General features: G+C 56.8%; 21 protein-coding genes and 1 pseudogene. 11 read left to right on the forward strand and 11 right to left on the reverse strand.

The window, feature by feature from the left end:
- Entirely contained in the window at window positions 1-1,503 is a 1,503-nt protein-coding gene (gene nifD / locus QA640_RS36505) for a nitrogenase molybdenum-iron protein alpha chain (RefSeq protein ID WP_283037608.1), read from the reverse strand.
- Window positions 1,504-1,579: 76 nt separating this feature from the next.
- On the reverse strand, window positions 1,580-2,479 hold the full coding sequence (nifH, locus tag QA640_RS36510) for a nitrogenase iron protein (RefSeq protein ID WP_283037609.1): 900 nt from the start codon (window positions 2,477-2,479) through the stop codon (window positions 1,580-1,582).
- Window positions 2,480-2,838: 359 nt separating this feature from the next.
- On the opposite strand from nifH, the gene QA640_RS36515 reads away from it, so the two are divergent.
- On the forward strand, window positions 2,839-3,276 hold the full coding sequence (locus QA640_RS36515) for a response regulator (protein WP_283037610.1): 438 nt from the start codon (window positions 2,839-2,841) through the stop codon (window positions 3,274-3,276).
- 716 nt (window positions 3,277-3,992) lie between these two features.
- On the opposite strand, the gene QA640_RS36520 is transcribed toward QA640_RS36515, so the two are convergent.
- From QA640_RS36520 to QA640_RS36535, 4 genes are all read right to left on the reverse strand, one after another.
- The gene (locus tag QA640_RS36520; RefSeq protein WP_283037611.1) at window positions 3,993-4,187 is read right to left on the reverse strand and encodes a 4Fe-4S binding protein; all 195 of its coding nucleotides are present in this window, start codon (window positions 4,185-4,187) and stop codon (window positions 3,993-3,995) included.
- A gap of 426 nt (window positions 4,188-4,613) precedes the next feature.
- Complete coding sequence (locus QA640_RS36525; protein WP_283042996.1) at window positions 4,614-5,396, reverse strand: SDR family oxidoreductase; 783 nt, start codon at window positions 5,394-5,396, stop codon at window positions 4,614-4,616.
- A 504-nt stretch (window positions 5,397-5,900) separates the two neighbouring features.
- The gene (locus QA640_RS36530; RefSeq protein WP_283037612.1) at window positions 5,901-6,161 is read right to left on the reverse strand and encodes a hypothetical protein; all 261 of its coding nucleotides are present in this window, start codon (window positions 6,159-6,161) and stop codon (window positions 5,901-5,903) included.
- A 153-nt stretch (window positions 6,162-6,314) separates the two neighbouring features.
- A complete protein-coding gene (locus QA640_RS36535) occupies window positions 6,315-6,530 on the reverse strand; it encodes a hypothetical protein (RefSeq protein WP_283037613.1) in 216 nt (71 codons plus the stop codon).
- Between the two features lie 333 nt (window positions 6,531-6,863).
- Between QA640_RS36535 and QA640_RS36540 the strand changes: the two genes are divergently transcribed.
- On the forward strand, window positions 6,864-7,733 hold the full coding sequence (locus QA640_RS36540) for a host specificity protein (protein WP_283037614.1): 870 nt from the start codon (window positions 6,864-6,866) through the stop codon (window positions 7,731-7,733).
- Between the two features lie 533 nt (window positions 7,734-8,266).
- Here QA640_RS36540 and QA640_RS36545 read toward each other — a convergent pair.
- Complete coding sequence (locus QA640_RS36545) at window positions 8,267-8,572, reverse strand: 6-carboxytetrahydropterin synthase (protein WP_283037615.1); 306 nt, start codon at window positions 8,570-8,572, stop codon at window positions 8,267-8,269.
- Window positions 8,573-9,422: 850 nt separating this feature from the next.
- Between QA640_RS36545 and QA640_RS36550 the strand changes: the two genes are divergently transcribed.
- On the forward strand, window positions 9,423-10,409 hold the full coding sequence (locus QA640_RS36550) for a pectinesterase family protein (RefSeq protein WP_283037616.1): 987 nt from the start codon (window positions 9,423-9,425) through the stop codon (window positions 10,407-10,409).
- Between the two features lie 216 nt (window positions 10,410-10,625).
- Here QA640_RS36550 and QA640_RS36555 read toward each other — a convergent pair whose 3' ends face one another.
- The 4 genes from QA640_RS36555 to QA640_RS36570 all read right to left on the reverse strand — a co-directional run bounded on the left by QA640_RS36555 (window position 10,626) and on the right by QA640_RS36570 (window position 15,700).
- On the reverse strand, window positions 10,626-11,426 hold the full coding sequence (locus tag QA640_RS36555; RefSeq protein ID WP_283037617.1) for a glycosyl hydrolase: 801 nt from the start codon (window positions 11,424-11,426) through the stop codon (window positions 10,626-10,628).
- 526 nt (window positions 11,427-11,952) lie between these two features.
- The gene (locus tag QA640_RS36560; RefSeq protein ID WP_283042997.1) at window positions 11,953-13,263 is read right to left on the reverse strand and encodes a glycosyl hydrolase family 28 protein; all 1,311 of its coding nucleotides are present in this window, start codon (window positions 13,261-13,263) and stop codon (window positions 11,953-11,955) included.
- Window positions 13,264-13,582: 319 nt separating this feature from the next.
- Complete coding sequence (glmS, locus tag QA640_RS36565; protein ID WP_283037618.1) at window positions 13,583-15,409, reverse strand: glutamine--fructose-6-phosphate transaminase (isomerizing); 1,827 nt, start codon at window positions 15,407-15,409, stop codon at window positions 13,583-13,585.
- A gap of 120 nt (window positions 15,410-15,529) precedes the next feature.
- A complete protein-coding gene (locus QA640_RS36570) occupies window positions 15,530-15,700 on the reverse strand; it encodes a hypothetical protein (RefSeq protein ID WP_283037619.1) in 171 nt (56 codons plus the stop codon).
- A gap of 1,615 nt (window positions 15,701-17,315) precedes the next feature.
- On the opposite strand from QA640_RS36570, the pseudogene QA640_RS36575 reads away from it, so the two are divergent.
- The 8 genes and pseudogenes from QA640_RS36575 to QA640_RS36610 form a co-directional block, all read left to right on the forward strand.
- Window positions 17,316-17,402: pseudogene (locus QA640_RS36575) on the forward strand (cytochrome c family protein); the annotation flags it as partial.
- 724 nt (window positions 17,403-18,126) lie between these two features.
- On the forward strand, window positions 18,127-18,744 hold the full coding sequence (locus QA640_RS36580) for a hypothetical protein (RefSeq protein ID WP_283037620.1): 618 nt from the start codon (window positions 18,127-18,129) through the stop codon (window positions 18,742-18,744).
- Between the two features lie 2,103 nt (window positions 18,745-20,847).
- Window positions 20,848-22,323 carry a biotin carboxylase N-terminal domain-containing protein gene (locus tag QA640_RS36585; protein ID WP_283037621.1) on the forward strand — a complete coding sequence of 492 codons (1,476 nt, stop codon included), beginning with the start codon at window positions 20,848-20,850 and terminating at the stop codon, window positions 22,321-22,323.
- Between the two features lies 1 nt (window position 22,324).
- On the forward strand, window positions 22,325-22,828 hold the full coding sequence (locus QA640_RS36590; protein WP_283037622.1) for a biotin/lipoyl-containing protein: 504 nt from the start codon (window positions 22,325-22,327) through the stop codon (window positions 22,826-22,828).
- 1 nt (window position 22,829) lies between these two features.
- Entirely contained in the window at window positions 22,830-24,437 is a 1,608-nt protein-coding gene (locus QA640_RS36595) for a carboxyl transferase domain-containing protein (RefSeq protein WP_283037623.1), read from the forward strand.
- Window positions 24,438-24,619: 182 nt separating this feature from the next.
- Complete coding sequence (locus QA640_RS36600; protein WP_283037624.1) at window positions 24,620-24,892, forward strand: hypothetical protein; 273 nt, start codon at window positions 24,620-24,622, stop codon at window positions 24,890-24,892.
- Window positions 24,893-25,382: 490 nt separating this feature from the next.
- Window positions 25,383-26,132 (forward strand): hypothetical protein, encoded by a 750-nt coding sequence (locus tag QA640_RS36605; RefSeq protein WP_283037625.1) that lies wholly within the window; start codon window positions 25,383-25,385, stop codon window positions 26,130-26,132.
- 32 nt (window positions 26,133-26,164) lie between these two features.
- Window positions 26,165-26,836 carry a hypothetical protein gene (locus tag QA640_RS36610; protein WP_283042998.1) on the forward strand — a complete coding sequence of 224 codons (672 nt, stop codon included), beginning with the start codon at window positions 26,165-26,167 and terminating at the stop codon, window positions 26,834-26,836.
- The last annotated feature ends 10 nt before the right edge of the window (window positions 26,837-26,846 follow it).

Genomic DNA, 26,846 nt, shown 5'->3' on the forward strand with positions numbered 1-26,846 from the left:
TTATTCCGCCGCCATCAGGGTCGGACGCGGGGCATCCTTCCAAGGTGCTCTGGTCTTCTTCCAGATCGGGGAATTGATTGCCATATCCATATCGCGGGCGAAGATCGCGAACCCATCGTAGCCATGATAAGGGCCCGAATAGTCCCAGGAGTGCATCTGTCGGAACGGCACGCCCATCTTCTGGAAGACGTATTTCTCCTTGATGCCCGAACCAACGAGATCGGGTTGGATCTTCTCGACGAAGCGCTCGAATTCGTAACCAGTGACGTCGTCGTAAATCAATGTTCCGTCCTTGACGTAATGCTGGGCGGTACGCTGATAATCGTCGTTGTGACCAAACTCGTAGCCGGTCCCGACAACCACCATACCAAGGTCTTCATAGGCGCCAATCACGTGTCGAGGCCGCAAGCCGCCAACGAAGAGCATCACGGACTTGCCTTCTAGCCGCGGCCGGTACTTGGCGATGACAGCATCCATGAGTGGCTGGTATTTGGAGATGACGCGTTCGGCTCCCTCCTTAATCTTGTCGTCGAAAAAGGCCGCTATCTTACGCAGCGATTCGACGATTTTTGATGGACCAAAGAAGTTGTATTCGCACCAGGGAATGCCGAACTTCTCCTCCATGTGGCGAGAGATGTAATTCATCGAGCGATAGCAGTGCAGGATGTTCAGCTTGGCCTTTGGCGTCGCTTCAAGTTCGGCAAGGCTACCGTCGCCCGACCACTGCGCAATCACGCGCAGGCCCATTTCCTCAAGGAGGATGCGAGACGACCAGGCGTCGCCGCCGATGTTGTAGTCCCCGATGATGGCAACGTCATAGGGCGTGGATTCGAATCGCCGCTCTGCCTCCGGGGTGATCTTGTCGAACACCCAGTCGCGTACGGCATCGTTAGCGATGTGGTGACCCAGCGACTGCGATACGCCGCGGAAACCTTCGCAGCGCACGGGCACGATAGTCTTGCCGCCGTATTCCTTCGACTTTGCCCTCGAAACTGCCTCTATGTCATCCCCTATCAGGCCGATCGGACATTCCGACTGGATGGTGATTCCGCGGCTGAGCGGGAACAGGTCCTGGATCTCGTCGATCACCTTAACGAGCTTCTTGTCGCCGCCGAAGACAATGTCCTTTTCCTGGAAGTCGGAAGTGAACTGCATCGTTCCAAAGGTATCGATACCGGTGGTCCCAACATAATAGTTGCGTCGCGATCCCCAGGAATACTGGCCGCAACCGACGGGGCCATGGCTAATGTGGATCATGTCCTTGATCGGACCCCACACCACGCCCTTCGAGCCGGCATAGGCGCAGCCTCGAATGGTCATTACGCCGGGGATCGATTTGAGATTGGACTTAACACCGCAGTCGGACTTACCAACTTCGTGCACATTAAGGTGCTTGGCACGCCGTTTGGCGGTCTTCTCCGGATAGACCTTCAAGACTTCGTCAATCAATTGCTTATTGCGGGCCTTGATCTCTGCGACGCTCTGGGTGGACGCCAGGCTCATGCGAATATCCTTCTGATTGCTCTCTGTGGCTTCGGACCGACGCTTGGTCGAAACACACCGAATGTGAGGTCTGAGTTCACGCCGAAAGGGCGGCGAGTTCGGAAGCGGTCTTTCCGACCTGGCTTTCGTCGATTGCCTTCATGATGCCGTGCTCCATCAGCATATCCTCAAGTTCGTCCATGCTGATCGGCGTCGGGATGATGCCCTTGCCGCCATTGTTGTGGACTTTGGACGCGAGATTGCGATAGTGCTCCGCCTGCTTGGAGTCCGGCGCATATTCCAGCACCGTCATGCGGCGTAGCTCGGCATGCTGGACGATGTTGTCACGGGGAACAAAGTAGATCAGCTGAGTGCCGAGCTTCTTGGCGAGCGCTTCCGCCAGTTCCAGCTCCTTGTCGGTCTGCCGCTCATTGCAGATCAAGCCGCCGAGCCGCACGCCCCCGGAATTGGCATACTTCAGAATGCCCTTGGAGATGTTGTTGGCGGCGTACATCGCCATCATCTCACCGGACATGACGATGTAGATCTCCTGCGCCTTGTTCTCGCGTATCGGCATCGCAAAGCCGCCGCAGACGACGTCGCCGAGCACGTCGTAGGACACGTAATCGATGTCCTCGTAGGCGCCGTTTTCTTCCAGGAAGTTAATCGACGTAATGACGCCCCGGCCAGCGCACCCGACGCCGGGCTCCGGACCCCCGGATTCCACGCAGCGGATATCCTTATAACCGACCTTCAAAACGTCCTCGATCTCGAGATCCTCGACGCTGCCGGCGCTCGCCGCGAGACTCAAGATCGTGTCCTGTGCCTTGGCATGCAGGATCAGGCGGGTCGAGTCGGCTTTCGGATCGCAGCCGACGATCAAGATCTTATGACCCATCTCGGCAAGCGCTGCGAGCGTGTTCTGTGATGTGGTCGATTTTCCGATACCGCCCTTGCCGTAAAATGCGATTTGTCTCAGTGACATGTTGCTCTCCATCGATCAATTGATGATCTGCGTACTCTCATAATCCCATCACTCGGCTCGCCGCATTCGCAGCTCGGTGAGATACAGGGACCGACAGCCGCGCCCTTGCATAACGACTTTTGCAACGAGCGTGCCAGCGCTCGCTCGAAACAAATAACAGTGCAAGTGGAGATAGATACCGGTGGAGGGGCGGCATTGTCGCAAGTCCGACATCGGCAATTTTCGACGTGAGCGGTCGCGCTCGCTTGTCCGAAACAAAGCAAACGCTTTGCTTTACCCGACGAACGAAATCGACAGTTTCATTCGCACGGCTGGACAGCTACGGTACGGAGCTTGCTTTGATGCGTATTAATTAATGCACAGAGGGTATCATGCAGTTCGACACCGAGGCTTGCACGAGGAGTGACGGTCCGAGCATTCTCCTGATCGAACCTGAGCAGGTCGTACGTTCCGCGCTCGACTACATCCTACGTGAGCGCTACCAGACACATGCTTTTGCCTCTGTGGATGACGCCATGACGTCGTCAAGGGAGACTCCCGACGTGGTTCTGGTTGGCATCGCCATCCTGCGGGAGCGAGGAGAGGCAGTCCTGGAAGAACTCATCAAGGTGTTCGCGAGTCCCAAGATCCTGCTCATAGCGGAGCGGAACTCCGATCCCTTCGTGCAGATAGGACTTGAACAGGGTGCACATGGCGTCATCAGCAATCCGATCTCCTTCAGTTCTGTCTGCGAGGCCGTCAGGATAGCGTTGGGTGCACCGATCTCTCACGACGGACCATCCGGTCTCATTCCCGTCAGGTTCGACTAGAAACTTCTTACGCCGACTTTGGATGGCCTGGTTGCAGTCGATCTGCACCAACTCCCGATGCTCGCGGACGGCTTCGCAATCGACATGAAAATGACGCCCTCTTCATTGGCTCCGCCCTGAGGGTCCGGACTATTGATACCGGTTTGAAGACCGCTTCGCGCGCAATTCGTACGGGCAGATCTCCAGCATCGCGATCTGGCGGGGGGAACAGCAAGCTCGTGGGTCTTTCCTGATCCGAATCGGCCTTGCCTAGCGAGACGAGCGTATTCTTCGACCTCGGCCCCCTTGCAATGGATGCCGGAAACTCGATTGTCGGATAGCGCGCGCCGGACCAACTCGGTCTTGATCAGCGAGCGGTAAACAGCCCGCCAGGTACCATAAAAAGCATCCAAGCGAGCTCACTCTTTCTCTGGCACCTCTTTGTCCTTCAAGGTCTTATTGGGACCTATCAGGGTTGCGACTGGTCCACGTCAATGCCGCAGACCCGCTCGACTGTTTGTGAGCCGCTATTATCCACTACTCCGCATGCGAACCGATGTATCGCCTCGCTCTGCCTTCTAGACTGTGCGCGCCCTATTGGCCGCTTGCCATGACGCCGCTGACGCACGCTCTTTCAAGGTTGCGGCAAGCTGGCCACGCCGCTCGACGACGCGGCGGGGATGCGCCGACACTTTTTCGATTTGCTCTTATCGGTGGCGATATCTCGATCAACATTGTCAGGCGGGAACGCATGTGTCCTCGACTGGACAGACCATCGCGCATTTAGGTGTATCGGAATGCCCCTCGCACTCTGTGCACTTTGCCGGATCGATTACATAGATGTCGCGCTTGAGGCTGATCGCGCCGTTCGGACACTCGAACTCACATGCACCGCATACCGAGCATTGCGAAGCGACGATCTTGTAGGCCATGGATTGCGACTCCTAGGATTAAGCGGTGCGCTCGACACCTGCCTTTCAAGCCTCGTGCCACACGTGAGAGACTGGAACTCCCGGCACCGACTTTGGCAAGTCTGTCGTCGCCGGCAATACCACCTTGAAATTGACAATCGTCTCATCAGAATCGTGTGAATTGGGGGGTCTATCTTGAGCGTGTCGTCGATCTGCGAGCGGGCATTCGCGCGCCGACGTTGGCTCGGCGGATCTGCCCGCAGCGACAGCTGCCGCCTTAGGCCGGGAAAATCCGAGGAAGCTTAGACTTTTCCGCTTCGTGCCGGGTCGGGCGGGAACTCACCTTTACATTGTCGGCTTATCGGCACCCTGTTGTCGTCTTCGACGACTTGGCCATGCGACATTAGAATTTGACATTGAAAACCGCGATGAACCACACCGGCAGTATCACACGTGTTGTCCGCCATTGATTGGCACTTCCGCACCTGTGACGTAGCTCGCGGCGCTTGAGCAAAGGAAGAAAATAACCTTCGCGACCTCGTCCGGCGTGCCGACACGGTGTAGCGGTATAATCGGCGCCAACCTCGCTTCAGTTTCCGGTGACAGAATGTCGGTCTTGATCTCGCCCGGCGCGATCGCGTTGACCCGAATGCCGAACGGCGCGTAGTCATGCGCCATCTCGCGCGTGAGGCAAGCGAGCGCCGCCTTAGAGGTCGCATAGGCAGTCCCTGCGAAAGGATGCACACGAGTGCCAACGATTGAGGTGACATTGACGATCGAGCCGGATGCCACTTTCAATTCTTCGAATAGACCTTGCGCAAGTAGAATCGGCGCGACCAAATTGACGTGAAACACGCTCATCCAGGTTCCGATGGATGTTGTCAACGAATTCAGCCGAGCGCCATCTGGTGCCTTCGGAGAAATACCGGCATTGTTGACCAGGGCGTGAAGCGGCTCTCCGTTGAGCCGCGCCTTGATTTCGGCAATCGCGCGCGGCAACGCGCTATGATCGCTTAGCTCCACCTGCACATGGTTGTTGATTCCCGAATCCCATGGACATCGACGGTCATCGAAGGGCTGTCGAGAGCAGGAGATGATTCGCCAACCAGCTTCCGAGAACAATTTACCCGTAGCGTGACCGATGCCGCGCGAGGCGCCTGTTAGTACAAGCGTCTTTCTTTCTCCAAGTCGCGCGTGGGACTTATCGTCGTGAAACGGACAGTGCGCCAGATCTGGTTCAGAGGTCTGACCAGCAACACTGTCTTCATCTAATCTATGAAGGGACAAGTGAGCTCCTTAAGAGTGATCAGATAAGTCGGCATCTTTGGCGGGAAAGTTTGCAATAATTGGGCCACGGCAGGTCAACGCACGAAGCGATTCTCTCGTTCGGATGTCGCCCCGCGACATCTTGTCCGGTTTGAATCAGGTGCCCGTCGCTGTCGAACCAAATTCGGCGTTGAGCTCGGCATCGTTTGGCGAAGCGGCTAACAAAGGCCGTGTTTGCACCGGAGCTGCCCAGATTTATAGCGTGCTGCTATAGGCCGCACGTCAAAGCCCACCAACCGCGCAATGCACTCGATAGGTCTTTTACGCATTGCGGCTCGCGAAGCAAACCGAGGCGCCCGGCGCACTTTTGCCAGTCGTAAAATGCGCCGGGTCCCGCCTCTGCACCATCAGTACATCCGTGATGATGCTGCTCTGACTGACGCGAGCAGCGTGGCGAAACTTAGGCCGCTAGACCGGCTCCGCATCAACGGAGACATCATTTGCGCAAATGTTCGAAAGAGCTTGAATCGTACGTAGCGTCAATTTGTACGATCTCTGACTCTGCTTTCGAATCCAACGGCTAGACAGCTCCCGCCTTGCACGCAAGTCGCCAAAAGTGCCGCCATGATTAACGAAGATGCCCCTGAGGTTCGAATTCTCATCGACCAGTTTGCCGACGATCTCATAGGCATTCCCAAATTCTTCATGAGTTAGCAATGCGTCGCCCATATCGAACCGCCGTGTCCTCGCACATTAGGAGAAGGCAGATGTGCGGAAGAGCCTGTTCGGCGCCCGACGAGCCGGATATGGAATACGCCATCGTCAACGCCACGGGCGTCAAGGTGCACCGCCACGGACAAGGCGCAAAAGGAGGACTCAAGGTCAGGCTATCGCCGTTAAGGGTGGCATCAGCACCAAAATCCTGGCCTCACCGATGCGGTCGGCGCTCTCGTGTGTTTCGTGCTGCTGCCCGAATAGAGCTTCGCAATCGTCGGCGTTCCGCCACTCGTTGAAAAGGTCGCCTTCGACGCACTGATCGCCGACAAGGCGTCCCGCAGCAATGCCATCATCGCCGATCTCGGCGAGCGGCGGCGCCAAGGTAGTCAGCTCCCAGCCCCCCTGCCGCGCACAGCCGCGCGCCGTCGACAAAGTAAAGATCACCTGATCGGAAACCTCTTCTGCAGGCTCAAGAATTCAAACGCATCCCGCCGCGCGCAGACAAGCTGACTAGGCTTCGCTGCTATGATCCATGAGCCGCGACCGTGTTAAACTCCCAAGAATCCCAATAGAACCTAGGCTAGTCGCGGTTGGCAGCAGACGCTCTGCGCCGGCGTGTCAGCTTATGGTCAGTTAGGCTGCGTATCATTGTACCCAACGCTTGAACGGCACAAGCGCGCAGCAAGCAACTTTGCCGATAGGAGGGCGAATCAAATGTATAGCCGAATCACTGGCTCATCCAGCCAGTCCACAAGCGCCAGCCAGGCTGATGAATCGAGACGGTCAGAAGACAGCTACCGCTTTGCGGAAACAGTTGCAGGCACGTCGGCGGCGAGGCCGTACTCCCTCGTTACCGAGCCCCCAATCGATGAGATCGACAGGTCTTCCTTCATGAGAGAAGTGAGAGGATTTATGGGCGGTGACATCAGACACATCGCCGGCAATCCACAAGAGTACTCGCATTTCGTATCCAACAAAGCTGAGCGTGCAGCATGGGTTGCTGGGGGTTATGCCAGCACCTACGATAATCCGAACAAGAGGGCGCGTTTCTTCCGCTATCAATTGGGCGACAAAACTGTCGGTCTTCTAAGGTCGGGAGCAGGATTCCCCCTCGAAACGGAAGAGGCCCAGCGGAAATTTCCTGAGCATAGCGACGTCACATCCGTTCTGGACCTCAGGGTTACTCATCCGCTGGTCGAGAACGCAGGCGATATTCTGCTGGAGCATCAGCTTCGGCTCGACGGCGAGCGGCCATTGGTCATGTCGCGCCCTGCCTTAGAGGGGATTGAACCCCGTCTAGCGGAGATGGGCTTTGTTCACATGGGTGATATGGGCGATTGGGGTAATAATTGTTGGGGGCTCGATCCCAACCAACATCCCGAGAAATGGACGAAGAACGACGACGGTGAATGGCAGCGAGCCGATAAACCTCCACTGTATCTTTCGAAAACCGAGGGCAACGACACCGATACCGAAGCCGGTAGCGAAGCAAGTAGCGAAGCATACTCGAGTGAAGCAGATTCTTCTGACGACGACCCTTCATGGCACCTCGAGCGCGCCATGAGACAATTGGCCATGGGGTAACAGTTGCAATGACGAGACCGGATTCGAGAGCGATCTGGTTTATCGTCGTTGCCCCCACCGGTGAAAGGGTATAGCCAGAAATAGGAGCGCGCGCCCGCGCGCTCCTCTCCGATTCCACATGTTTGCCGTTGGCGAGTCGTTAGTGCGATCCACCGACCGTGTTTCGCGACATTTTATCTGTCGTGCCAAGTACCGAATAGGAACGTTTATTTGCTGCTCGGTCAGCCCAGCGCCGTGCGGTGCGAGCGTTAGTCGGTGATCCAAGACGGCATAGCTTGATGATTGGCATAATATTGAGGAGGCTGTCTGAAGCGTGGATTCCGGCGATCTCTCCCGAATGTACTGAGATGATGCCGCTGGATTCTGAACTGCGCTCACCAACCACTGGATGATATCGCCCGGGCGTAGAAGCTGGCAGTTCCCAGGCGCTTGGTCCGCGGTCGATTTTGATCACCGCCAGCGCAGTACGACCGCTCGCCTATCGCCGTTGTTGGACAAATCCAGGAGAAAAGCTCAGAGAAGACTGATTTTTCTCATCGTCCGTCATATTCAGCCCAGGCATCAGACGTTTCATAGACCCGAACGCACGAGATTTGCGGAACTTTGCGATGCAATCTTTCCCAGATCCAAACCGCGATATTTTCGGCGGTAGGATTATATAATCCTTCGACTTCATTCAGATATCGATGATCAAGTGCATTCACTATTTCGGACAAAGACTCCTCTAGGTCAAAAAAATCGATGACGTATCCGGTGATCGGGTCCACGGGCCCATCAAGCTGCACCTCGATTCGATAGGAGCGCCCATGTATGCGGCCGCACCTGTGTGTGACCGGCACGTTGGGGAGGCAGTGGGCTGCCTAGAACCTGAACGCTTGTGATATCCTCATCGGTCCTCAGATGCGTGCAGTATGTCTCAGCCGTTGCGAATGCGAACACCGCCATGAACTCAGGCACGTTCTGCTGTGAACTTCAATCTGAACGATCGGCGAGCTCGATCTGTTCCCAATTTCTTTTCGTCGCCATTTTCCCATGGCTGCGGCAGTTGGTGCTCATAGAGCACTTCAACCTTCATCTGTTTTACTCTATGGCGGAAAGCGTAATCGATTCATATTCCCCGGACGCGACATTCATGGTCGCGGTAGGTCGCCGACACTGGTCGTACCATGCAGCCCGGATTCTGGTCGCGTCACACTGGCTGGCACAGCTCTCATCTTCAGAGGCCGGTCTGCACTACCGCTATTCAAGCTGGCGGGAGGCCAAGTGGACCAAGGGTCCGGACCAACCGAGGTTTCATCTGAACTGCCGCACGACTGCAACATGGCTAGTCGTGACGGCTCTTCGCTACCTTACGAGCAATGGGTGTGCCACATGCTACGAGCCCGATTGAAAGAGGACGAAAAGCAGCGATTTTGGCGCCGACCAACGAACCAGCCTCACCCTGATGTCGTGTTTCCGACATAAACATCTTCAAACAAGACACGTCCAAACATCACAATGCAAGCGTCGAAGTTAGACGATTTTGCATGTCGCCCGCCCTTAGGGCCGAGCGATGCCGCGTTCACGCCTAAATTTACCAACTGTGCTAGCAAGATGTGGAATGAGGAAGAACTGCCTTCATGTAGGACGCAACTACACAAAGCGTTTTATCAAGTTTGCAATTCGCTCGACAACGAGTGGGGGACCATTATGCGAACTCTCCTGATTTCCGCCGCCGTTCTGGCCAGATCCTTGCAGCCATCGGAGGCACAAGCTGAGCGGCTCTTGGTCTCGCAATCCGGGCACATGGCCTATCGCTCCGTCCAGGAGGCGGTAGATGCACTGCCGGCTCGAGGCGGCGACATTCTGATCGCACCGGGCATCTATCGCGAAAAGATCAAGGTCGGCAAACCTGGCGTTCACATCAAAGGCACCGGCGAGAGACCGGAGGACACAGTGGTCGTCTACGGCGACGGCGCGATCAAAGTGGGTGGAACCGTTCGTTCCGCCACGATGGACGCATCTGGCGATGACTTCCGGCTCGATAATCTGACGATACAAAACGACTATTCCTTGGATCCAGACAATCCGCCGTCGCAAGCGGTGGCGCTGTCTATTACCGGAGACAAGGACATTATTACCCGCGTCCGCCTTCTCGGCGCACAGGACACACTATTCGCCAACAAAGGGCCGAACGGCCGAACAGCACGCCACTACTTTTCGGACTGCTACATCGAGGGCCATGTCGATTATATATTTGGCAATGCCAAGGCCTATTTCCAACATTGCGAGTTGCACGGCATCGCCAACCAGGCTGTTGTGTATACCGCACAAAGCAAAGACTCGCCGGACGAAGACAGCGCCTATGTTTTCGACCATTGCACCCTGACCGCCGATCCGAGCGCACATGGCATCGCCCTTGGCCGTCCTTGGCGCTCTTATGCTACCGTGATCTTCTTATTCACCCGGATGAATGCGCCGGTGATACCAGAAGGCTGGAGCGAGTGGGATCGCGGCAAGACCAATAGATTGAAGACCGCCTATTATGCCGAATACCAATCCACCGGCATCGGCGCCAATCCCAGAGGACGGGAGCCTTACGCCCATCAGCTAACCGACAGCGAAGCCAAGCAATGGTCGCTCAAAGCGTTCTTCGCTGATGATACGGACTGGCTGCTGAGTTCACCATCAAGGTAGGAAACTATGGGGCGTAAACTTCTATTATGTCCACCGCTGCGCCGTTCTGGGTCTGTCACGCCCAGCTCTGCACCGCCTTACGATCTTTTCTTTAGGGTTCGCGAACCGCCTCGCGAACTTCGTCAGCTTCTCGTTCAGCCATAGGCGGCAAGCTGAGGCCGTCGGTCGGCGTGCCTCAAGGGCATAAGCGCAGATCAGCTCACCGCCCGCGGATCTTCACTTCGAAGTCACGGTCCAGTTGTTGAAATTGAAGTTCTTTCCCCCAGGGGACGAGGTGATCTCGACGCCGTATTGGACGCTACCAACCTTTATGTCGCCAAAGTAACCCGTCGACTTGATCCACTCCAGAGCACTCTTGATGTCCACCGTGCCACTGTTGGCTTTCGAAGTGCGAAGTAGTGAGATGACCTTGTGACCGTTGTAGCCTTCAAACACGTTCCAAGTCGCTCCACCTATGTTGACATTGCTGCGGACCGGGATCGCCGCTCCGGAAGCGGCGTAATTATATGAAATGGGCTTAACGTTGCCGCTACCGTCCGGGTTTCCGGTGTAGTTTGTCCAGAGCATTATCTCATACTGCTTTGAGCTGTCCCAGACATCATAAGCGACGTCCCATGCGCCTCCAGCAGGAACGGTCTGATTGAAGCTCGAGCTCAAAGTGTTGATTGAACTGAGCGGTTTGCCGATATCAAGAGCCTGGTGTGGATAGCTCTTGATGCCACCAGTATTAGGCTGGTTCGACCACACGCCCCACTCGTTGACTGCACCCACCGAAATCGTCTGTGGCCCGGCGCCTGCGCCCCATACGTCGTTATTCCAAGAGTAGCCGTCGCGTGAATAGCTCCCGTATGGATCGCTCGAGTGCCAAGCCGAAGCCTTTGCCGATACAGCCGCGGCAGATGATGGTGACTTGGCATCATTCACGGCCTGCCTAAATAGATCATGATTCTCCAGTGTTTGGACGTACCCCGTTAGGGGTTCTGGCGAGCCAACACCGTTTATCCGATTGGACTCCATAAAGCTCTCCTTTCGGTTCCGAGAACAGAGTCTCTTGCAGATCCACCCAGCGGGTACCCTAGGTTTGTGGCCAGTTCCTTCTTAGGCGGCATCGATGTCTAGAGACAAGGTTCGAATGCTAGGAAGGTTGGCTTTCGAGAAGCTGACGAAATCGAAAAGAAGAGTGAACCCGGGGCCGGGTTCGCCGTCTCGCATGACAGCAGCCTGGCTGAGACAGAGGCAACGAGAGCCTGGTTTGAACATCGAACGTCCAACAATGAGTGTGGTGCTCTCATTTCATTTGCCGGAGTTTGCAAATTTGGTGGCTGCTTCCAAATTCAGCAGGTCGGCGACAATCCTATCGTTGGCGGCCAGAGCCTCTTCATTCGACTGAAATGGATATCGAGGGGGCACCTGCGGGCGCAAAATCTAACAATGAGCCGAAGGTGAAAAGTTCAGCCAAACATATCCCGCGAGGCGGGCGGGCCCGGACGGCACCGTATAAGCCAGCCGCGCTCGGAACGCTTGCTCCAAGAGGCGATAGATTCTATCGGGGCGCGATGCCGTTCGCAGACTTGCTGGGTGCTTTTGAGAACGCCTTTGCACAACCTTCCCACGCACCAGACGGCACTTGGCCTTGCCCGCCCCGCAGAGGCGGCGACACGGCTGAAACCACCACATTTGCATTTTCCACCTGCCAAGTCGCGCTATCGGAGAAATGCACATCCTCCAACGCAATCTCAAGCGGATGAACTAGATCAAGCCCGTGCATCACCAGCGCACCACCACCGCCACGCACGTGGCGCAGAACGATCTGTCGGTAGACCGGCAATTCGTCGCCGTGCGCCTGGGGATCATAGCGTGTATCGAAATAGATAGGCCATCGGTTGCCGCGTAGGCACACATTCTCATAGGTGACCCTCTCCACCAGGCCACCTCGGCTGACGTCACTCTTAATGCGCAAGCCAGATGTCGTGCCGTCCAGGGTCAGGCCATACACCAGTATGTCGCTGACACCTGAGCTAACCTCGCTCCCGATCGACATGCCGTGCCCCCACCCGAAGTAATTGTCAATAATGGAAATATAGCGGGCGGGACCATTGCTTCCGGCTTTGATCGCCACATTGTCGTCTCCAGTACGGATCTGACAGTGAGCAATGGTCACATCTTGGCTGGCGCCAGGATCGATGCCGTCTGTATTGCGGGCGTCGGCCGGTGTATCGATTGTGACCCCCCAAAAGGTAGCACCTTCGACCCGGTTCATCGCCACGTGGAAATTGGACGCATTACGCAGTGTAATGCCGTGAAAGGCAATGTCCTGGGCATGGTCGATTTGGATGAGGCGAGGGACGTTCTGGTTCCCACCCTCAGTTTGCGCGCGCCGCGCCAATTGCCACCAACTCTCGCTGGTGCCGACCATGAGCGCGCCGCCCTGGCCGTCGATGATGCCATCGCCGTAGATGCCGCCTCCCCGTGTCTGGGAGAAGCTAATGAATGGACGGCAGCCATCGCCCTTGCCTCCGATGCGACCACAATTTCCCAAGCCTTTGTCATAAGCTTTCGGCTGGGCAAGAGCGACAAGCGTGGCGTCGCGCTCGATCCATAGCGTTACTCCAGATTTCATCTCGATGGGACCCGACTTGAAGATCCCGTTTGCCAAGTAGACCGCCGAGCCAGGGGGACAGTGAGCAATGGCGTCTTGCAGACTATCAGTGACATCTTCACTAGACGGCGCGGGCCGAGCGCAGACATGATGAGGTGCAGCGGGCTCGGCGACAGCGCGGCGATCCTTGGCTTGTGCGAGGCTTACTGTGGCAAGCATCGAGACCAAAGCCAAAAAATGCAAACGGACCAACATGAACAACTCTCAGTTCTGGGGGCTCACCGACGTTTACCAACCTACTTCGAAATCCGAACCCAAGTTACCGTAGGCTTCGTTACGAAGAGCCAGAATGGACCGCCCGACAACCATAAGACAAGATGGGTGGAACGAGCTACGAACGTTTGGAAAGTCCACGCGGCGCAGAAACAAAAGACACGCGCCCGCGCCCCAACACCAGCAGGTGGCGCCCGCGAGCCGACCTAAACCTCTGCCGCTCCCCATCGACGATGAAATGCAGTCATATGATGGTCCACGAACTTGAAATCCGGAAGTGATGGCCCCCGTTCTCTCGTGCTTACTCGACGGTCACTGATTTCGCGAGGTTACGCGGCTGGTCGACATCGGTGCCCATCACCACCGCTGTGTGGTAGGCCAAAAGTTGCACCGGGACGGCATACACCATCGGCGTGAAGGCAGCCGCCATGTCGGGCATGACGATGGTGACGAGCGAATCCACCGTCGCCTCCGCCGCGCCCTTGGCGTCCGTCATCAGGATGATGTTGCCGCCGCGGGCGGCGACTTCCTGCATGTTGGAGACCGTCTTCTCGAACACGCGATCGTACGGAGCAATGACGACAACCGGCATGGTCTCGTCGATCAGCGCGATCGGCCCGTGCTTGAGCTCGCCGGCGGCATAGCCCTCGGCGTGGATGTAGGAGATTTCCTTCAGCTTGAGCGCGCCTTCGAGCGCGAGCGGGAAGCTGGTGCCACGGCCGAGATAGAGCACGTCGCTCGACTTGGCGATCCTGTGCGCGAGCTTCTCGATCTGCAATTCGGTGCTGAGCGCGTCCGCCATCAGGCGCGGGATCTCGACCAGGCCATGCACGAGCTTGGTCTCGTCCTCCTCGGACAACTCGCCGCGCGCCTTGCCGGCCGCGATCGCGAGCGAGGCGAGCACCATCAGCTGGCAGGTGAAGGCTTTTGTGGACGCGACGCCGATCTCGGGACCGGCAAGCGTCTGGAGCACCGTCTCGCTCTCGCGCGCGATCGTCGAGGTCGGCACGTTGACGACGGCGAGCGTGTGCACACCTTCAGCCTTGGCGTAGCGGAGCGCGGCGAGCGTATCGGCGGTCTCGCCCGATTGCGAAATGAAGATCGCCAGATCGCCCTTGCGCAAGGGAGATTCGCGGTAGCGGAACTCGGAGGCGACGTCGACCTCGACCGGCAGGCGCGCCATGCGCTCGAACCAGTATTTTGCGACATAGCCGGCGTAGCTCGCAGTGCCGCAGGCCGTGATCGTGACGCGCTGGATGTCGCGGAATTCAAACGGCAGCTTCACCGGCAGCGACACGCGCTCGGATGCCATGTCGACATAGCGGGCCAGGGTGTGGCCGACGACCTCGGGCTGCTCGTGGATTTCCTTCGCCATGAAGTGGCGGTAGCTGGCCTTGTCGACTAGCGAGGTCGAGGCAGCATGCTTGATCTTGTCGCGCTGGATCGCGCGGCCTTCCTTGTCGAACATCGCAACGCTGTTGCGGGTCAGCACAACCCAGTCGCCGTCCTCGAGATAGCTGATCGTATCGGTGAACGGGCCGAGCGCGATCGCGTCCGAGCCCAGGAACATCTCGCCATCGCCGTAGCCGACCGCGAGCGGCGGACCGTTGCGGGCGCCGATCATCAGGTCGCCTTCCCCCGTGAAGATGAAGCCGAGCGCGAACGCGCCGCGCAGCCGGCTCAAGGCGAGCTTCACCGCCTCGACCGGCTTGTTGCCCCGCGTGAGCAGATCGTCGACCAGATGCAGCACGATCTCGGTGTCGGTCTCGGTGCGGAACACCGTGCCCTTCGCTTCGAGCTCCTCGCGTAGCTCGCGGAAATTCTCGATGATGCCGTTATGGACCACCGCGACGCGCTCGGTGGCGTGCGGATGGGCATTGTGCTCGGTCGGCTTGCCGTGGGTGGCCCAGCGTGTGTGACCGATGCCGGTCGTCCCCTTCAGCGGCTTGTCACGCAACCGCGCCTCGAGGTTCTTCAGCTTGCCTTCGGCGCGGCGGCGCTCCAGGTGATCGCCTTCGAGCGTGGCGACGCCCGCGGAATCGTAGCCGCGATATTCAAGCCGCTTGAGCGAATCCACCAATTGCTCTGCAACCGGTTCGCGCCCGAGAATGCCGACAATCCCGCACATGCGGATCAATATCCCCCAACTCTTGGAGCAATCATTCGCAAATCTGCTCCACTGTTCTGCAATGCTCGATCGCCTTCCCTAACGCTGTAACGTTTAGCTCGGCGGCTTTCTGATGTGCACTTACGCATGAGGTCGCTTTAGCAGTTCCGGTTCGCCGAGCCGCATGGCGGCCTTGGCGAGCACGATCGAACACCAGAACGTCACTGCAGCAAAGGAAACGACCGTTCCAAGATTGGTCAGATATTCTTGCGCTAGCCTATCGATGCTCCACTTGATCGCGAGCCAATGCACGCCCAGTCTCTTCTCTTGGTAACGACGATAACAATCGTAGTCGCAATAGTGCTGCCGCGTAGACACATCTCGCAAGTAACCGGTCTCTAGCGATCGACGACAGTCGATACAGCTCGACGCGCCGTTGGGTGTCCTGTGATTTACCAGTATAAACTTCATGACTCGTCGGTTACGCTGAAGATTATTCATGATGCACCGGCCCAGTTCTCAGGCACACCGCTGATGCCAGAATGAAGCGAATAGCTGACTGAAGCTTCCGCCTCCACGCTGTCGTTTGTACTCGGCCGACAAAGAAGCCCGGCCACTTTCTGTGGCCGGGCAGCAGTCTGGGAGGAGCGAGGCTGCTACACATCGCACCAGCTTCCGTCGGCAGAGGGAGGACTACTACCGGCGGTCCATTTGCGGCGAGGGCATTCGCCGCCAACCTTAGCCACAGAAGAGCGACGTCCGTTTCGGACGTAATCTGGCGTTGCCTTCTGTGTCATTAGACCAGAGTTCAATGAGCTAGAACTCATGCTCGCGTCGTACCACGATTTTGCGGCAAAACTCCGTTCTTCAGCCGTGACCGGTCGCTTCGAATGCTCGAAGCGTCAGGTGGCAGCACCCAAGAGCAGCAGCCTACACTAGCGCTTGGCTGAATGTCCGACGTACGCCGAAAATGCTCTTTCGCGCGCAGGCAAAGATCGATGACCATTCCGACCAGACCGAAGCCTTTCTCTAAACCGCCGTCGTTATGCAAGATCCCACGAGATTGGTAAAATCGATTGTGTTGATGGGCCGCATCTACACTATGGATGGTCACCCTCATTCTGCCTTGAATTCGCTCGCCTACGGCATCTGCACAAACTGGACAGGCCAGCGATCGCGCTGAAATGCAATGGCGCTGCGCCCAACCGGTCCTGCCAGGATATGAACGTCAGCGCTTCCTCTAGCTCGCGGCTCTGTCGGCGTGGTCGCGTGGTGGCCAGACTGCCAAATTCATGGTTCTGGTCGACTCACTCGGCAGCCTCAATTCTTTCATCCTATTGCCCCGGCCAGTACTACGTCAGCGGCGGCATCGCGCTTTGATGACGGGCTCGGTCTTGAAGTGCCGATCGGTAAACACGCGAGCGAACGTTCCGGCTCCTAGACGTTGCGCTGCCGCGGTTCGCGTTTCCTTTGAAGCACGAGAAATGCGTGAAATGAATGAGGATCACCGACGGCATCGTTGTAAAGCGTACTACAGATTTGCGTTAACGTCGCACCCGGCCTGCGCGCTAAGACGCGGTTGCGATTTGCGTTATCCTTTCAGTTTGCGCAGCGGCAACTGCTATCGTGATTTCGCGCTTGTCTTATCTCCTGCCGCGATACGCGGACTGACCTTGCCCGGAGCTGCGCTGCCCTCATGTCTGAATAGAATGAATTCCGCGAGACAAGCAGAAATGACTTGAATCGCACGTTGCGTCAGCTTGTAGCAATCAAGGGGTTACACAAAGGGCACTCACGGCGCCGTCTCGATGTCGGATGGGACGAAAGAATAGCTTGATGAACCGGATACTCGTCGCGACCGGAGTAGGGGCTGGCAAGCGCTCAGCGCGGGTCCACCGGATAATTGGTGTCCCATACCCACGGGATTTGTCATCAGGTCGGCGAGAACGCGAGGAGCGCCGTCGGCCCGGCACTGAATGGGCTGTTCGGGCGGAAGGCCGCATCGGTCAGAGGCTGCAGCTGCTTATGAGGATGGAACACTCTGGCAGCGCTAAAATGAGTGATCTTGCATGATTTATCTGCGATCCGAATGCAACGATACATGGCGTCAGCATGGCGCTATCTGGAGTCAAAGACGGCTAGGCGAACGAGATTCTGATTAAAATGCCTGCGCGCTTTTGCCAAGCGCAAGTCGCACTCGGGTAGTGAGATCGTCGCTCGGCTTCCGAGCTTTCAGTGAATCCGCAGACGCGGTGGGCCGATCGTTTATTTCTGCGCCGCCGGGCTGGCGCCGTGCTCGAGCAACCTTCTGGGCTGGCCGTTGAGAATTTTCTCGCTAAGCTCGACCGAAGCGCTTCAAATTGCGTGCCGCAGAGCGCGGCGCGAACGAATCAAGCCCGTTGGGCCGCCGCGCATGTCACTCGGGATGAGCCACAGTCCCTGTGTTCTATCCACGAGGTGAATGCCCTCCATCACAACAATCTATTTTACCCACCCCGATGAAGGCTGCTAGGCAAAGCGGAGGTTGAGCTGGGGGATGGTGCAGGGCGTGAGGATTTACTGTCGACTGTTGTGGTCAGTTGCTCAAGGTGGCCTGGTTTGCCCCGTGCTCAACAGTAAGGCAGAAGAAGTCCTTAAACGGTTGCCAGCAGTGTCTTTGAAGGCCACAACCACGCCGCGCTGGATGCCACCGCGGCGCAGCAGAAGATTCGTGTGCCAGAAGGAGACATGAGGCAGCCATGACTATGACAGTGTATGGGTCCAGCAAATCAAGGTTGGTGGAGGGCCTGAATCAAGCACATCGGGTGATGACGTCAAGTTTCTGTGCGCAACTCTTTCGGTATTTCGCTCTCCCCTTCCGCGCATTTGCCAACTCATCTTCCGTTCCACTGAAGGCTGATGCTGACCCACATATCCGCACACCACAACCCTCCGGGGAATGTACTCGTCACCGTCTTCAAGATCTTAAGCAAACTATTGAGTTGCAAATCGAAGAAGTTGCGAGGCTGATCTGCGAGGACAAGAGCGCAATCGAAGCAACCCGACTCCTCAATGCGCTTACAAGCGAGCTGGTAACAGCGAAGCTCGGCATGTGTCCGAAACTCGACGAGAAAGAAGGGAATGCGGTCATCGGGGGCGACGCCAACTGTCTCGAACAGGACCACGGCAAACTGTATGAGCCGGAACAGCTTTCTACGCTGGGGCTGCTTTTTGACGAGGCCGTCCTGGCATTACCTCCAAGTATGCGAACTCCTTCTAACCGGATCGAAATCGCCAAACTTATTTTAGAACGCGCATCTATTATCGAACCTAGCCTTCTTATTAAGTTGATCAGTGCCCTTATCGCCGCCGCTTGACATAGCTGATACGCCTCCTCCGCCGCGACATCACGCGAAAAGACACAGGACTGACGCCACCAAAGAGTGGCGTCGGGCTGCATTCGCCACCGTCGGGTCGGCTCGATAGTAGCGAGAGAGCTCTCGAGCAGGCCGCTGTTTTCTAGTAGCTTATGGCGGGCTGGGCTCGATTCGCGGCGTCGCTAGACGTTCGCTGCATCACCTGACCGGGTCTCCGCCCGATGACCCATGGACGGAACCATCGCTTGGCGGGCTGTCGGCATGGTAGTTGGGATTCGCAGACGCTCCGGAGCTTTCTCGCGCTCAATCGGTCCGAGCTTATTCAGTAAGGTCCCTTTGCTCGCAGACCCGCCTAACTTGCCAACGCTTAGCGGACTGCTCGAATCACGGCGAGGACAAAGACTAACCAAGTAGCGACGCAGAACAATAAAGCGAGGCGCCACGCTCTTACCCTGAATCGACGTCGCCAGTTTACCAGCTCCGATGCGCAGCCGGTAAAACAGTGACCCCGAACGACTCTGACCATCTGACGATAGTCGCGAAATTCAAACTGCGAGCGATTTTTGCGGATGTACTTGATCCGCTCCCGAGGCGAGAAGCAGTAGGCCCATATGTTTTGCGCCTCGTCGTCCTTAGACCGGCCGCATTCATGAGATAGGGCACGGTGGACTTCCGGCGTCTCGATATGATGATCTATGCCGAGCGCGTAAAGGGGTAGCATGTGCAGTAGAAGCATGGTGCGTATCTTTCGTGTTCCGCGATCCACGCCTACAATGTGACGCTGCGTGAGATTCAAGCTATTCCTCTGATCCCCCACCAGATCTAGTAGGTACCGGCCGCGGTCTTGCTCTCGTTCCCGAAGCCGCGACAGTCGCGGAATTCGCGAGGTCGACTGACAGCAGCTCGTCACGCCGCAGAAGCGCCGCTTCTCTGGCGACAGCGACAGTTCGAGCAATTTCAAGGAGCGGCAGAGGAACAGCCCGCCCAATCCCGGTGCTTCGTGGAGGCGGCTTTTCGTCTACCTTGGCGGCCCATCCGCTAGTCTCGCGAATGACGCGTCAGCCGCCGGCATAGGAATTAACATATTTCGTCCGATCAGCTGCTCGGAGGGGTTGAACCGTACGCAGCGTCAAATTGTAGGATCTCGAACAAGTAGTGGTGGTCTCCGGCCAGGCCGACGCCACTAACGAGTTCAGGGATCGCCAATGTCTCAGCCTGTTCAGGTCTACGCCGCACCACGCTGTGAGGATCCAGACCTCCTTGATGCACGCAATTCGGTATTATTTTTGGACAGCAAGTACTCTGAACACGACTGTAAAGATGAGCGCTTCGCTGTTGGCCAACTGCAAGGGCGCCCTCCAGGCCGCATTCTGCCGCGTACTCTTCCTCACAAATTACCCTACGTCCAATCCAGCAGCAGTCCAATGCGCGACCACGCTGTCCAACACGGAACGGGTGATGTTAGAAGTCGACGTGTAGCTTCCCCGCCCCTGCGACAATCGTAGCAATTCCCTCTCATTAGACGCTTTCGAGTAACCGCTCCCTCCCCAGGAGCGCGGCTAATCTGAGCCTTTGGCCTACTGTCTCTACAGGCACCATTGAGCGTCGTGATGCACGACGACCCCTAAAGAGGATATCGTGAATCGAAGGCAGCGCCCCCTTTCTCGTCAGACCTATAGAGCACCTTGGCATGTAGCAGCTATCATTGCCTTTACGACAATGAGCTCTCTCGACGCCGTCGCCCGAGAGCTTCGAGCGACGGAGGAAGAGCAACGGGCTTGCACCCCGGATGTGATTCGCTTGTGTAGCAATGAGATACCGAACGTCGACGCTATCACTGCTTGTCTGCGAACTAAGTTCAACAGCTTGAGTGACCAGTGTCGCCACGTGATGTCAGCACATAATAGTGCGAAACCAAAAGCAGGCTCGAAATGATATTGCGGCACACATTCGATCGGTCCTGGTCGTCAAGCTTCCCAGATCCATAGGGTTATGCCGGGCGTGTCGTAGTTATGACAAGCCTGGGCAACTCCTTTCACAACCCCTAAGTCCCTGCAGCTTTCGAGCGTCGCGCTCTCGAGCTGTGCTTGAGCAAATAGGCGAATGCAGAAACTACCATTCGATACGGTTTTGATCGCCAATAGGGGCGAGATAGCCGTACGCATCATCAAGACGTTGCGTAAGTTGGGTTTGCGCTCAGCAATCGTCTACCACGAGGTGGATGCGGCAACATTAGCTGTTTCTATGGCGGACACAGCGATCGCCCTCGAGGGTAGTTCCCCGATCGCGGCCTATCTTGATGCTGAACAAATCATCGCTTCCGCCCGCAGGGCCAATGTAGGCGCGTTGCATCCTGGCTATGGGTTTCTGTCGGAGAGCCCCGAATTCGCGAGGGCTGTTTCGAACGCTTGCATCGCATTCGTCGGGCCAACTCCCGAAAGCATCGAATTGATGGGCGATAAAATCCGCGCCCGGACATTTGTTCAGCAGGCTGGATTTCTTGTCGCACCTTCAGCTGTCGAAGAAGACGATCCAGAGACCTTTGCGTCCCGAGCGCGGGACCTTGGTTTACCTTTGCTGGTGAAGCCTTCGGCAGGTGGTGGAGGCAAGGGGATTCAGATTGTGCGCGACCTCGCCGCCCTGGATGACGCGATTGCTCAAGCTCGTCGTGAGGGATTGCGGTACTTTGGAGACGGCCGGCTCTACGTCGAACGATGTGCCGAGAAACCACGCCACATCGAAGTGCAGGTGCTCGGGGATTCCTTCGGAAACGTTGTCCATCTCTTTGAGCGCGAGTGCTCGGTCCAGCGACGCTTTCAGAAGATCATCGAGGAGACGCCCTCGCCTGCCTTGTCTGCCGATCTGCGGAAGCATGTTTGTGAAATGGCGGTCGGTATCGCCCGTAGCGCCAATTATCGAAATGCTGGCACCGTCGAGTTCATCTTCGATGGGCATGAGTTCCATTTTCTTGAGATGAACACTCGGCTTCAGGTTGAGCATCCAGTAACCGAGATGGTCACCGGCATCGATCTGGTCGCCGAACAACTCCATGTGGCCGCCGGTCACGAGCTTACTCTCTCACAATCCGACATTGTCTCCAACGGTCACGCAATTGAAGCGAGGCTATACGCCGAGGCTCCTGAACGGGAATACGCTCCTACGACCGGAAAGATCCTCATGTTGGAGTACCCAGAGTGCGAAGGCGTACGAATCGACAGCGGTATCGTCCAGGGTCAGACAATTACGACAGCGTTTGATCCGATGCTCGCAAAGATCGTCGTACATTCGCCCACGCGCCGTGAAGCCGCTTTGAAGGCGGCACACGTGATGCGCCAGTTGGTGCTCCTCGGCTGCGAGACAAACGCCGATTTTCTGGCTCGTCTGCTCATGGACGACACGTTTTTGAGCGGACAGATTCATACCGGTTATCTCGACGAGAACCCTCACCTGGCCATCGAGCAATGCGGAAGCGATCTGCCCGCCATCTTGGCAGCCGCGGCACTTCTGACGAAGCCCGTTCGCGATGGGGCAGACGCCGTGCCCAAGCTCCATGCAGAGCTAGGCAAGTGGAGAAACTGACGTGAGGCATTCTTTTGCGCTTAAGGCCGAGAGCTATGAATTATGGCTTTCACCAGGCCAACGCGACTATCGCCTTCACTTAGGCGGAGAGGTCATTGCGCCAGTGGCGCTCTCACATCATCTCGGCGGCAGCGGCATACTGAAAATCGCAAGCGAGACCGTGCCAGTCAGATTTGCAATCGACGGCGACGTGCTTCACCTGCATATCCGCGGCAGGACGCACATCCTACGATACCGCGATAGATTACGTGAATTCGACTTATCGGAGGTGCTGGCAAGTCATGATGCGGCCCGAGCACCGATGCCCGGTGTCGTGGTTGCGATAAAAGTTTCGCGGGGCGATGCGGTCAGCCGAGGCGCAACGCTGATGTTGGTCGAAAGTATGAAATTGGAATTTGTCGTACGTGCCCCTCGGGACGGTGTGGTCGATCGCGTTCACTTTGAAGTGGGCGAAAGCTTCGAACAAGGCGCCGCGCTGGTTACGTTTTCCGACGAAGGGCGTTGACATGCAACGGATTGTTTCTCGGGTGGACACCACGTCGCAGGAATTTCGCCTTAACGAGCTCCACAACCGAAGGCTTGCGGCCGAGCTGAAGGAGCGCCAGCGTTCCGCTCGCTTCGATCGACCGACAAGAGACATTGAGCGCCTGCGGCGGCAAAACAAACTATTTGTTCGTAATCGGATCGAAGCGTTGCTCGATCCTGAAACTCCGTTTCTCGAGCTTTCGACGCTTGCTGGCAACAAGGCTTATGATGGCGAGGTACCGGGCGCCGGGCAGATCGTCGGCCTCGGCATCGTGGCGGGTCGCGAGGTCATTCTTCACGCAGATGATGCCAGTGTGAAGGGCGGAGCTTGGTATCCACTATCCGTGAAGAAGATTGTACGGGCATTGGATATCGCAATTGAGAACCGCCTCATGGTGGTCCATCTTTGCGACTGCGCCGGCGGATACTTGCCTCTGCAGGCTGAGTTCTTCGCTGATCGCTACCACGCGGGTCGAATCCTGCGTAACCAATCAATTCTCGCCAAGATGGGAGTGCCGCAGGTCGCTATCGTCATGGGGCACTGTAGCGCGGGAGGGGCCTACGTTCCGGCGCTGAGCGATTACAACATCATCGTGCAGGGAACGGGGGCCATCTTTCTCGGTGGACCTCCAGTCGTAAAAGCCGCCACCGGGGAGGTGGTATCTGCCGAAGAGCTTGGTGGCGCTGACATGCATACGCGCGTTTCGGGAACGAGCGACTACTTCGCGACTTGCGAAATGCATGCGATTGCCATCGCGCGTGACATCGTCGATCGCATAAAGCGTCCAACGAAAGAAGCGATTGATCAATCCGTTCCGGAGCCTCCCGTTTACAACGCATCCGAACTATACGGCATCATTCCGAAGGATCCTCGCGTTCAGTTCGACATTCTGGAGATCATCGCGCGCCTCGTGGATGGCAGCCGATTCCATGAGTACCAGCCGTGCTATGACCGATCCCTGATATGCGGTTTCGCGCGTCTCCACGGATATCAGATCGGGGTTATCGCAAACAATGGCGTGTTGCAGAACCACAGTGTTCTGAAGGGCGCTCACTTCATCCAGCTCTGCGATGAGAACCGGACGCCCCTGCTCTTCCTGCAGAATACTACCGGCTTTATGGTTGGACGAGAATACGAACATGGCGGCATCACCAAGCACGGCGCCAACCTCATCATGGCCGTCTCTGCAGCGTCGGTACCCAAACTCACAGTGATCTGCAATGGCTCCCACGGAGCGGGAACATACGCTATGGCGGGGCGAGCATTCGATCCACGTTTCTTGTTTACCTGGCCACAATCGCAGATTTCGGCCATGGGAGCGGAGCAAGCGGCGGGCGTACTCACCCATGTCAAGGCAAGGCAATTGGCGCGTGACGGCGGGCGTTTGTCCGACGAAGAACTGGCAGCCATTCGAGAGCCGATCATGAAAGAGTATCGGGCACGATCGAGCGCCTATTATGCAACTTCCGAGCTTTGGGATGACGGCATTCTTGATCCCGTAGATACGCGAAACGCACTGTCAATCGCCCTGAGCGCTTCCCTTAATACTCCAATCGAAGCGCCGCGTTACGGTGTCTTTAGAATGTAGCTTTTGCGGTTTGCGCGCAGTCGACATGGGCAACGCATTGAGTACGCGCTTTCGCGCGACACGCACTTCGCAAGGAGAGCTCCAATCCAACGGGACCGACTTTTTACTCAATCCGACGCGCTACTTCCGTCAAGCGGAACGAGCGCGTTCCGACCAACACGAAGTCACTCACGCACTGAACGATGCCGAAAGAACTGCCCATGCAATGCCCGAAATGTCATGCCAATGATCAGAGCGCATTACACGACCCCTGGAGCGGCCGTCCGGTGATCGCCTGCAAAGCTTGCCGCGACTATGTTGAGGACGAGTTGGCCGTGCACGAGAGAGCATGCGCCGTAGTCGCCGATGTCGTGGCATCCAACTTGATCGGCAGGAACAACGGTGGTGCTCAGCGTACCGCAAGCGAGATCCTCCAGGCGCTTGAGAATTCCGGCTTGACAATCCGTCGCGCCTGAACCTGTGGGAGCTCATCCGTGGTCGAACACTTTTTCCATCATTTTAGTCGCGGCTTTGAGGCCGTCTACTGCGATGGTTTTCTCTTCGCGTTCCACGCGATCAGCGCTTCTCGCGTAGAGATCCTGCCGAGGAAAGCAAGAGGAGCGACATACCGGCTTGGTGTGTGCGCTCTGCTCAGTCGCATGATCCTGCCTGCCAAGAGCTAAGTGTAACGCAGGTCAAGATCACACCACGGCCTCCATGGCTGCCGCATACAGTGCGAAACCGAGAAAAAGTATCAAAACATGCAGAATTCCGACAACGAACAAGATGCAGCCGATTCCGGAGCGACAATAGACGGGGCCCTCCGGCAACAATAGCTGCAAACGACATTTCACAAATCGGAAGATCTCCTCTTTCGGCCAACACAGGGTCGAAGGCAGGACCGGAAACACACAGACCGCTCGCTTCGCGGTCGCACGTATGAAGCGATAACCTGAGAGGACTTCTATGGTAAAGCCAGTTGTAATTGTGGTCGGCGCAGACAAGGGAGGAGTCGGCAAGACGACCGTATCTCGGACGCTTCTAGATTATTTCAGCGCGAATAATGTGCAGACCCGCGCCTTTGACACGGAGTCGCCCCGCGGGACGCTCAAGCGCTTTCATCCTGCGATCACTGAGATAGTGGACATGACGAGAACCGCGGACCAGATGAAGATCTTCGATACGCTGAACTCCGGTCTATCAGTTACCGTCATCGATGTTCGTGCCGGATTGATGTCCCCAGCGTTGGCGTCCCTGCGCGACATAGGTTTTTTGGAGGCCGCCCGGTCAGGCCAACTCACCTTCGCAGTATTTCACGTATTGGGATCGTCCATCGCCTCGCTAGATGAGATAGCTGAAACAAGCGATTTCATGGCCGGCGCAAAATACTATTTAGTCAAGAACTTCATCAACGACACCCAGTTCTTTCAGTGGGACCAGTCGACCTACGATTCCTATTTTAAGCGAATCAAAGACGCCACCGATCTGACCATCCCGAAGCTCAACGAGATGGCCTATGAACAGGTCGAGGTCGCCTCCGTTCCGTTCGTCAATTTCGTCGCGAACAAGGGACCACACGACGACGCCGCGAACTTCTCGTTCGTGCTGCGCGGCTACGTACGGCATTGGCTCGCCAATGTCTGGAGCGAGTATGACCGCATCAACCTGACCGATCTCGCCGGCGCGAAGTCGGTGACCCGTGCGGGCGAAAGATAGTCCCTTGCGGATCCATACGCGCTGGATTAGCGATTTTGGCCACCCCGGTCTACATCATCTGCTCTGCAAGCCCGCAAGTCGGCAAGACGCTGATTGCTCGGCTCTTGAGCGAGTTCTTGCTACTGAAGAACGGTGCGGTGCTCTCCTTCGATATCAACTTGAAGGAGCCGTCGTTGCTCGACTACCTCCCCTCCATCACAGAGACGGCGGATGTCACCGATACCTATGGCAAAATGCAGCTCGTTGATCGACTCATTCTAAACGACGGGGTAGCCAAGGTGATCGACCTTGGCTTCCACGCTTTCGACGAGTTCTTCAAGATGTGCGGCGAGATCGGCTTCCTCAGCGAAGCGATACGACAAAACGTTGTGCCAATCATTCTATTTGTCGCAGATATTAATCGCGTGTCAGCTCGTGCGCATGAGATGCTGCGGCGGCAGGTCCCGAAGCAGATCCTAATCACCGTACATAACGAATTCTTTGTCCGCGGCGAACTGTTCGAGGCTATGCACCACGGGCCCGTGGTGCGTTTTGCGGCACTGCCGGTATTTCTCAATAATTACATCTGCCGGCTAGGCTTGTCCTTCACGGGATATCTGCGCCACGAGAAGGACACTTCGACGGAACTTCATCAGTGGATTCGGCGGAATTACACTATCTTCCGCGATATCGAGCTGAGTGTGATCCCCCAATGGTCCTGTTAAGTGAGGCCCC

The sequence above is a fragment of the Bradyrhizobium sp. CB82 genome (genome assembly GCF_029714405.1).
Classification (GTDB): Bacteria; Pseudomonadota; Alphaproteobacteria; order Rhizobiales; family Xanthobacteraceae; genus Bradyrhizobium.

Bases quoted from the DNA above. Each gene is read 5' to 3' on its own strand.
- QA640_RS36560 (WP_283042997.1), bottom strand. From the start codon at position 13,263: ATGTTGGTCCGTTTGCATTTTTTGGCTTTGGTCTCGATGCTTGCCACA.
- QA640_RS36555 (WP_283037617.1), bottom strand. From the start codon at position 11,426: ATGGAGTCCAATCGGATAAACGGTGTTGGCTCGCCAGAACCCCTAACG.
- QA640_RS36530 (WP_283037612.1), bottom strand. From the start codon at position 6,161: ATGGGCGACGCATTGCTAACTCATGAAGAATTTGGGAATGCCTATGAG.
- nifD (WP_283037608.1), bottom strand. From the start codon at position 1,503: ATGAGCCTGGCGTCCACCCAGAGCGTCGCAGAGATCAAGGCCCGCAAT.
- nifH (WP_283037609.1), bottom strand. From the start codon at position 2,479: ATGGAGAGCAACATGTCACTGAGACAAATCGCATTTTACGGCAAGGGC.
- QA640_RS36595 (WP_283037623.1), top strand. From the start codon at position 22,830: ATGCAACGGATTGTTTCTCGGGTGGACACCACGTCGCAGGAATTTCGC.
- glmS (WP_283037618.1), bottom strand. From the start codon at position 15,409: ATGTGCGGGATTGTCGGCATTCTCGGGCGCGAACCGGTTGCAGAGCAA.
- QA640_RS36550 (WP_283037616.1), top strand. From the start codon at position 9,423: ATGCGAACTCTCCTGATTTCCGCCGCCGTTCTGGCCAGATCCTTGCAG.
- QA640_RS36585 (WP_283037621.1), top strand. From the start codon at position 20,848: ATGCAGAAACTACCATTCGATACGGTTTTGATCGCCAATAGGGGCGAG.
- QA640_RS36580 (WP_283037620.1), top strand. From the start codon at position 18,127: ATGACTATGACAGTGTATGGGTCCAGCAAATCAAGGTTGGTGGAGGGC.
- QA640_RS36520 (WP_283037611.1), bottom strand. From the start codon at position 4,187: ATGGCCTACAAGATCGTCGCTTCGCAATGCTCGGTATGCGGTGCATGT.
- QA640_RS36540 (WP_283037614.1), top strand. From the start codon at position 6,864: ATGTATAGCCGAATCACTGGCTCATCCAGCCAGTCCACAAGCGCCAGC.
- QA640_RS36600 (WP_283037624.1), top strand. From the start codon at position 24,620: ATGCCGAAAGAACTGCCCATGCAATGCCCGAAATGTCATGCCAATGAT.
- QA640_RS36515 (WP_283037610.1), top strand. From the start codon at position 2,839: ATGCAGTTCGACACCGAGGCTTGCACGAGGAGTGACGGTCCGAGCATT.
- QA640_RS36605 (WP_283037625.1), top strand. From the start codon at position 25,383: ATGGTAAAGCCAGTTGTAATTGTGGTCGGCGCAGACAAGGGAGGAGTC.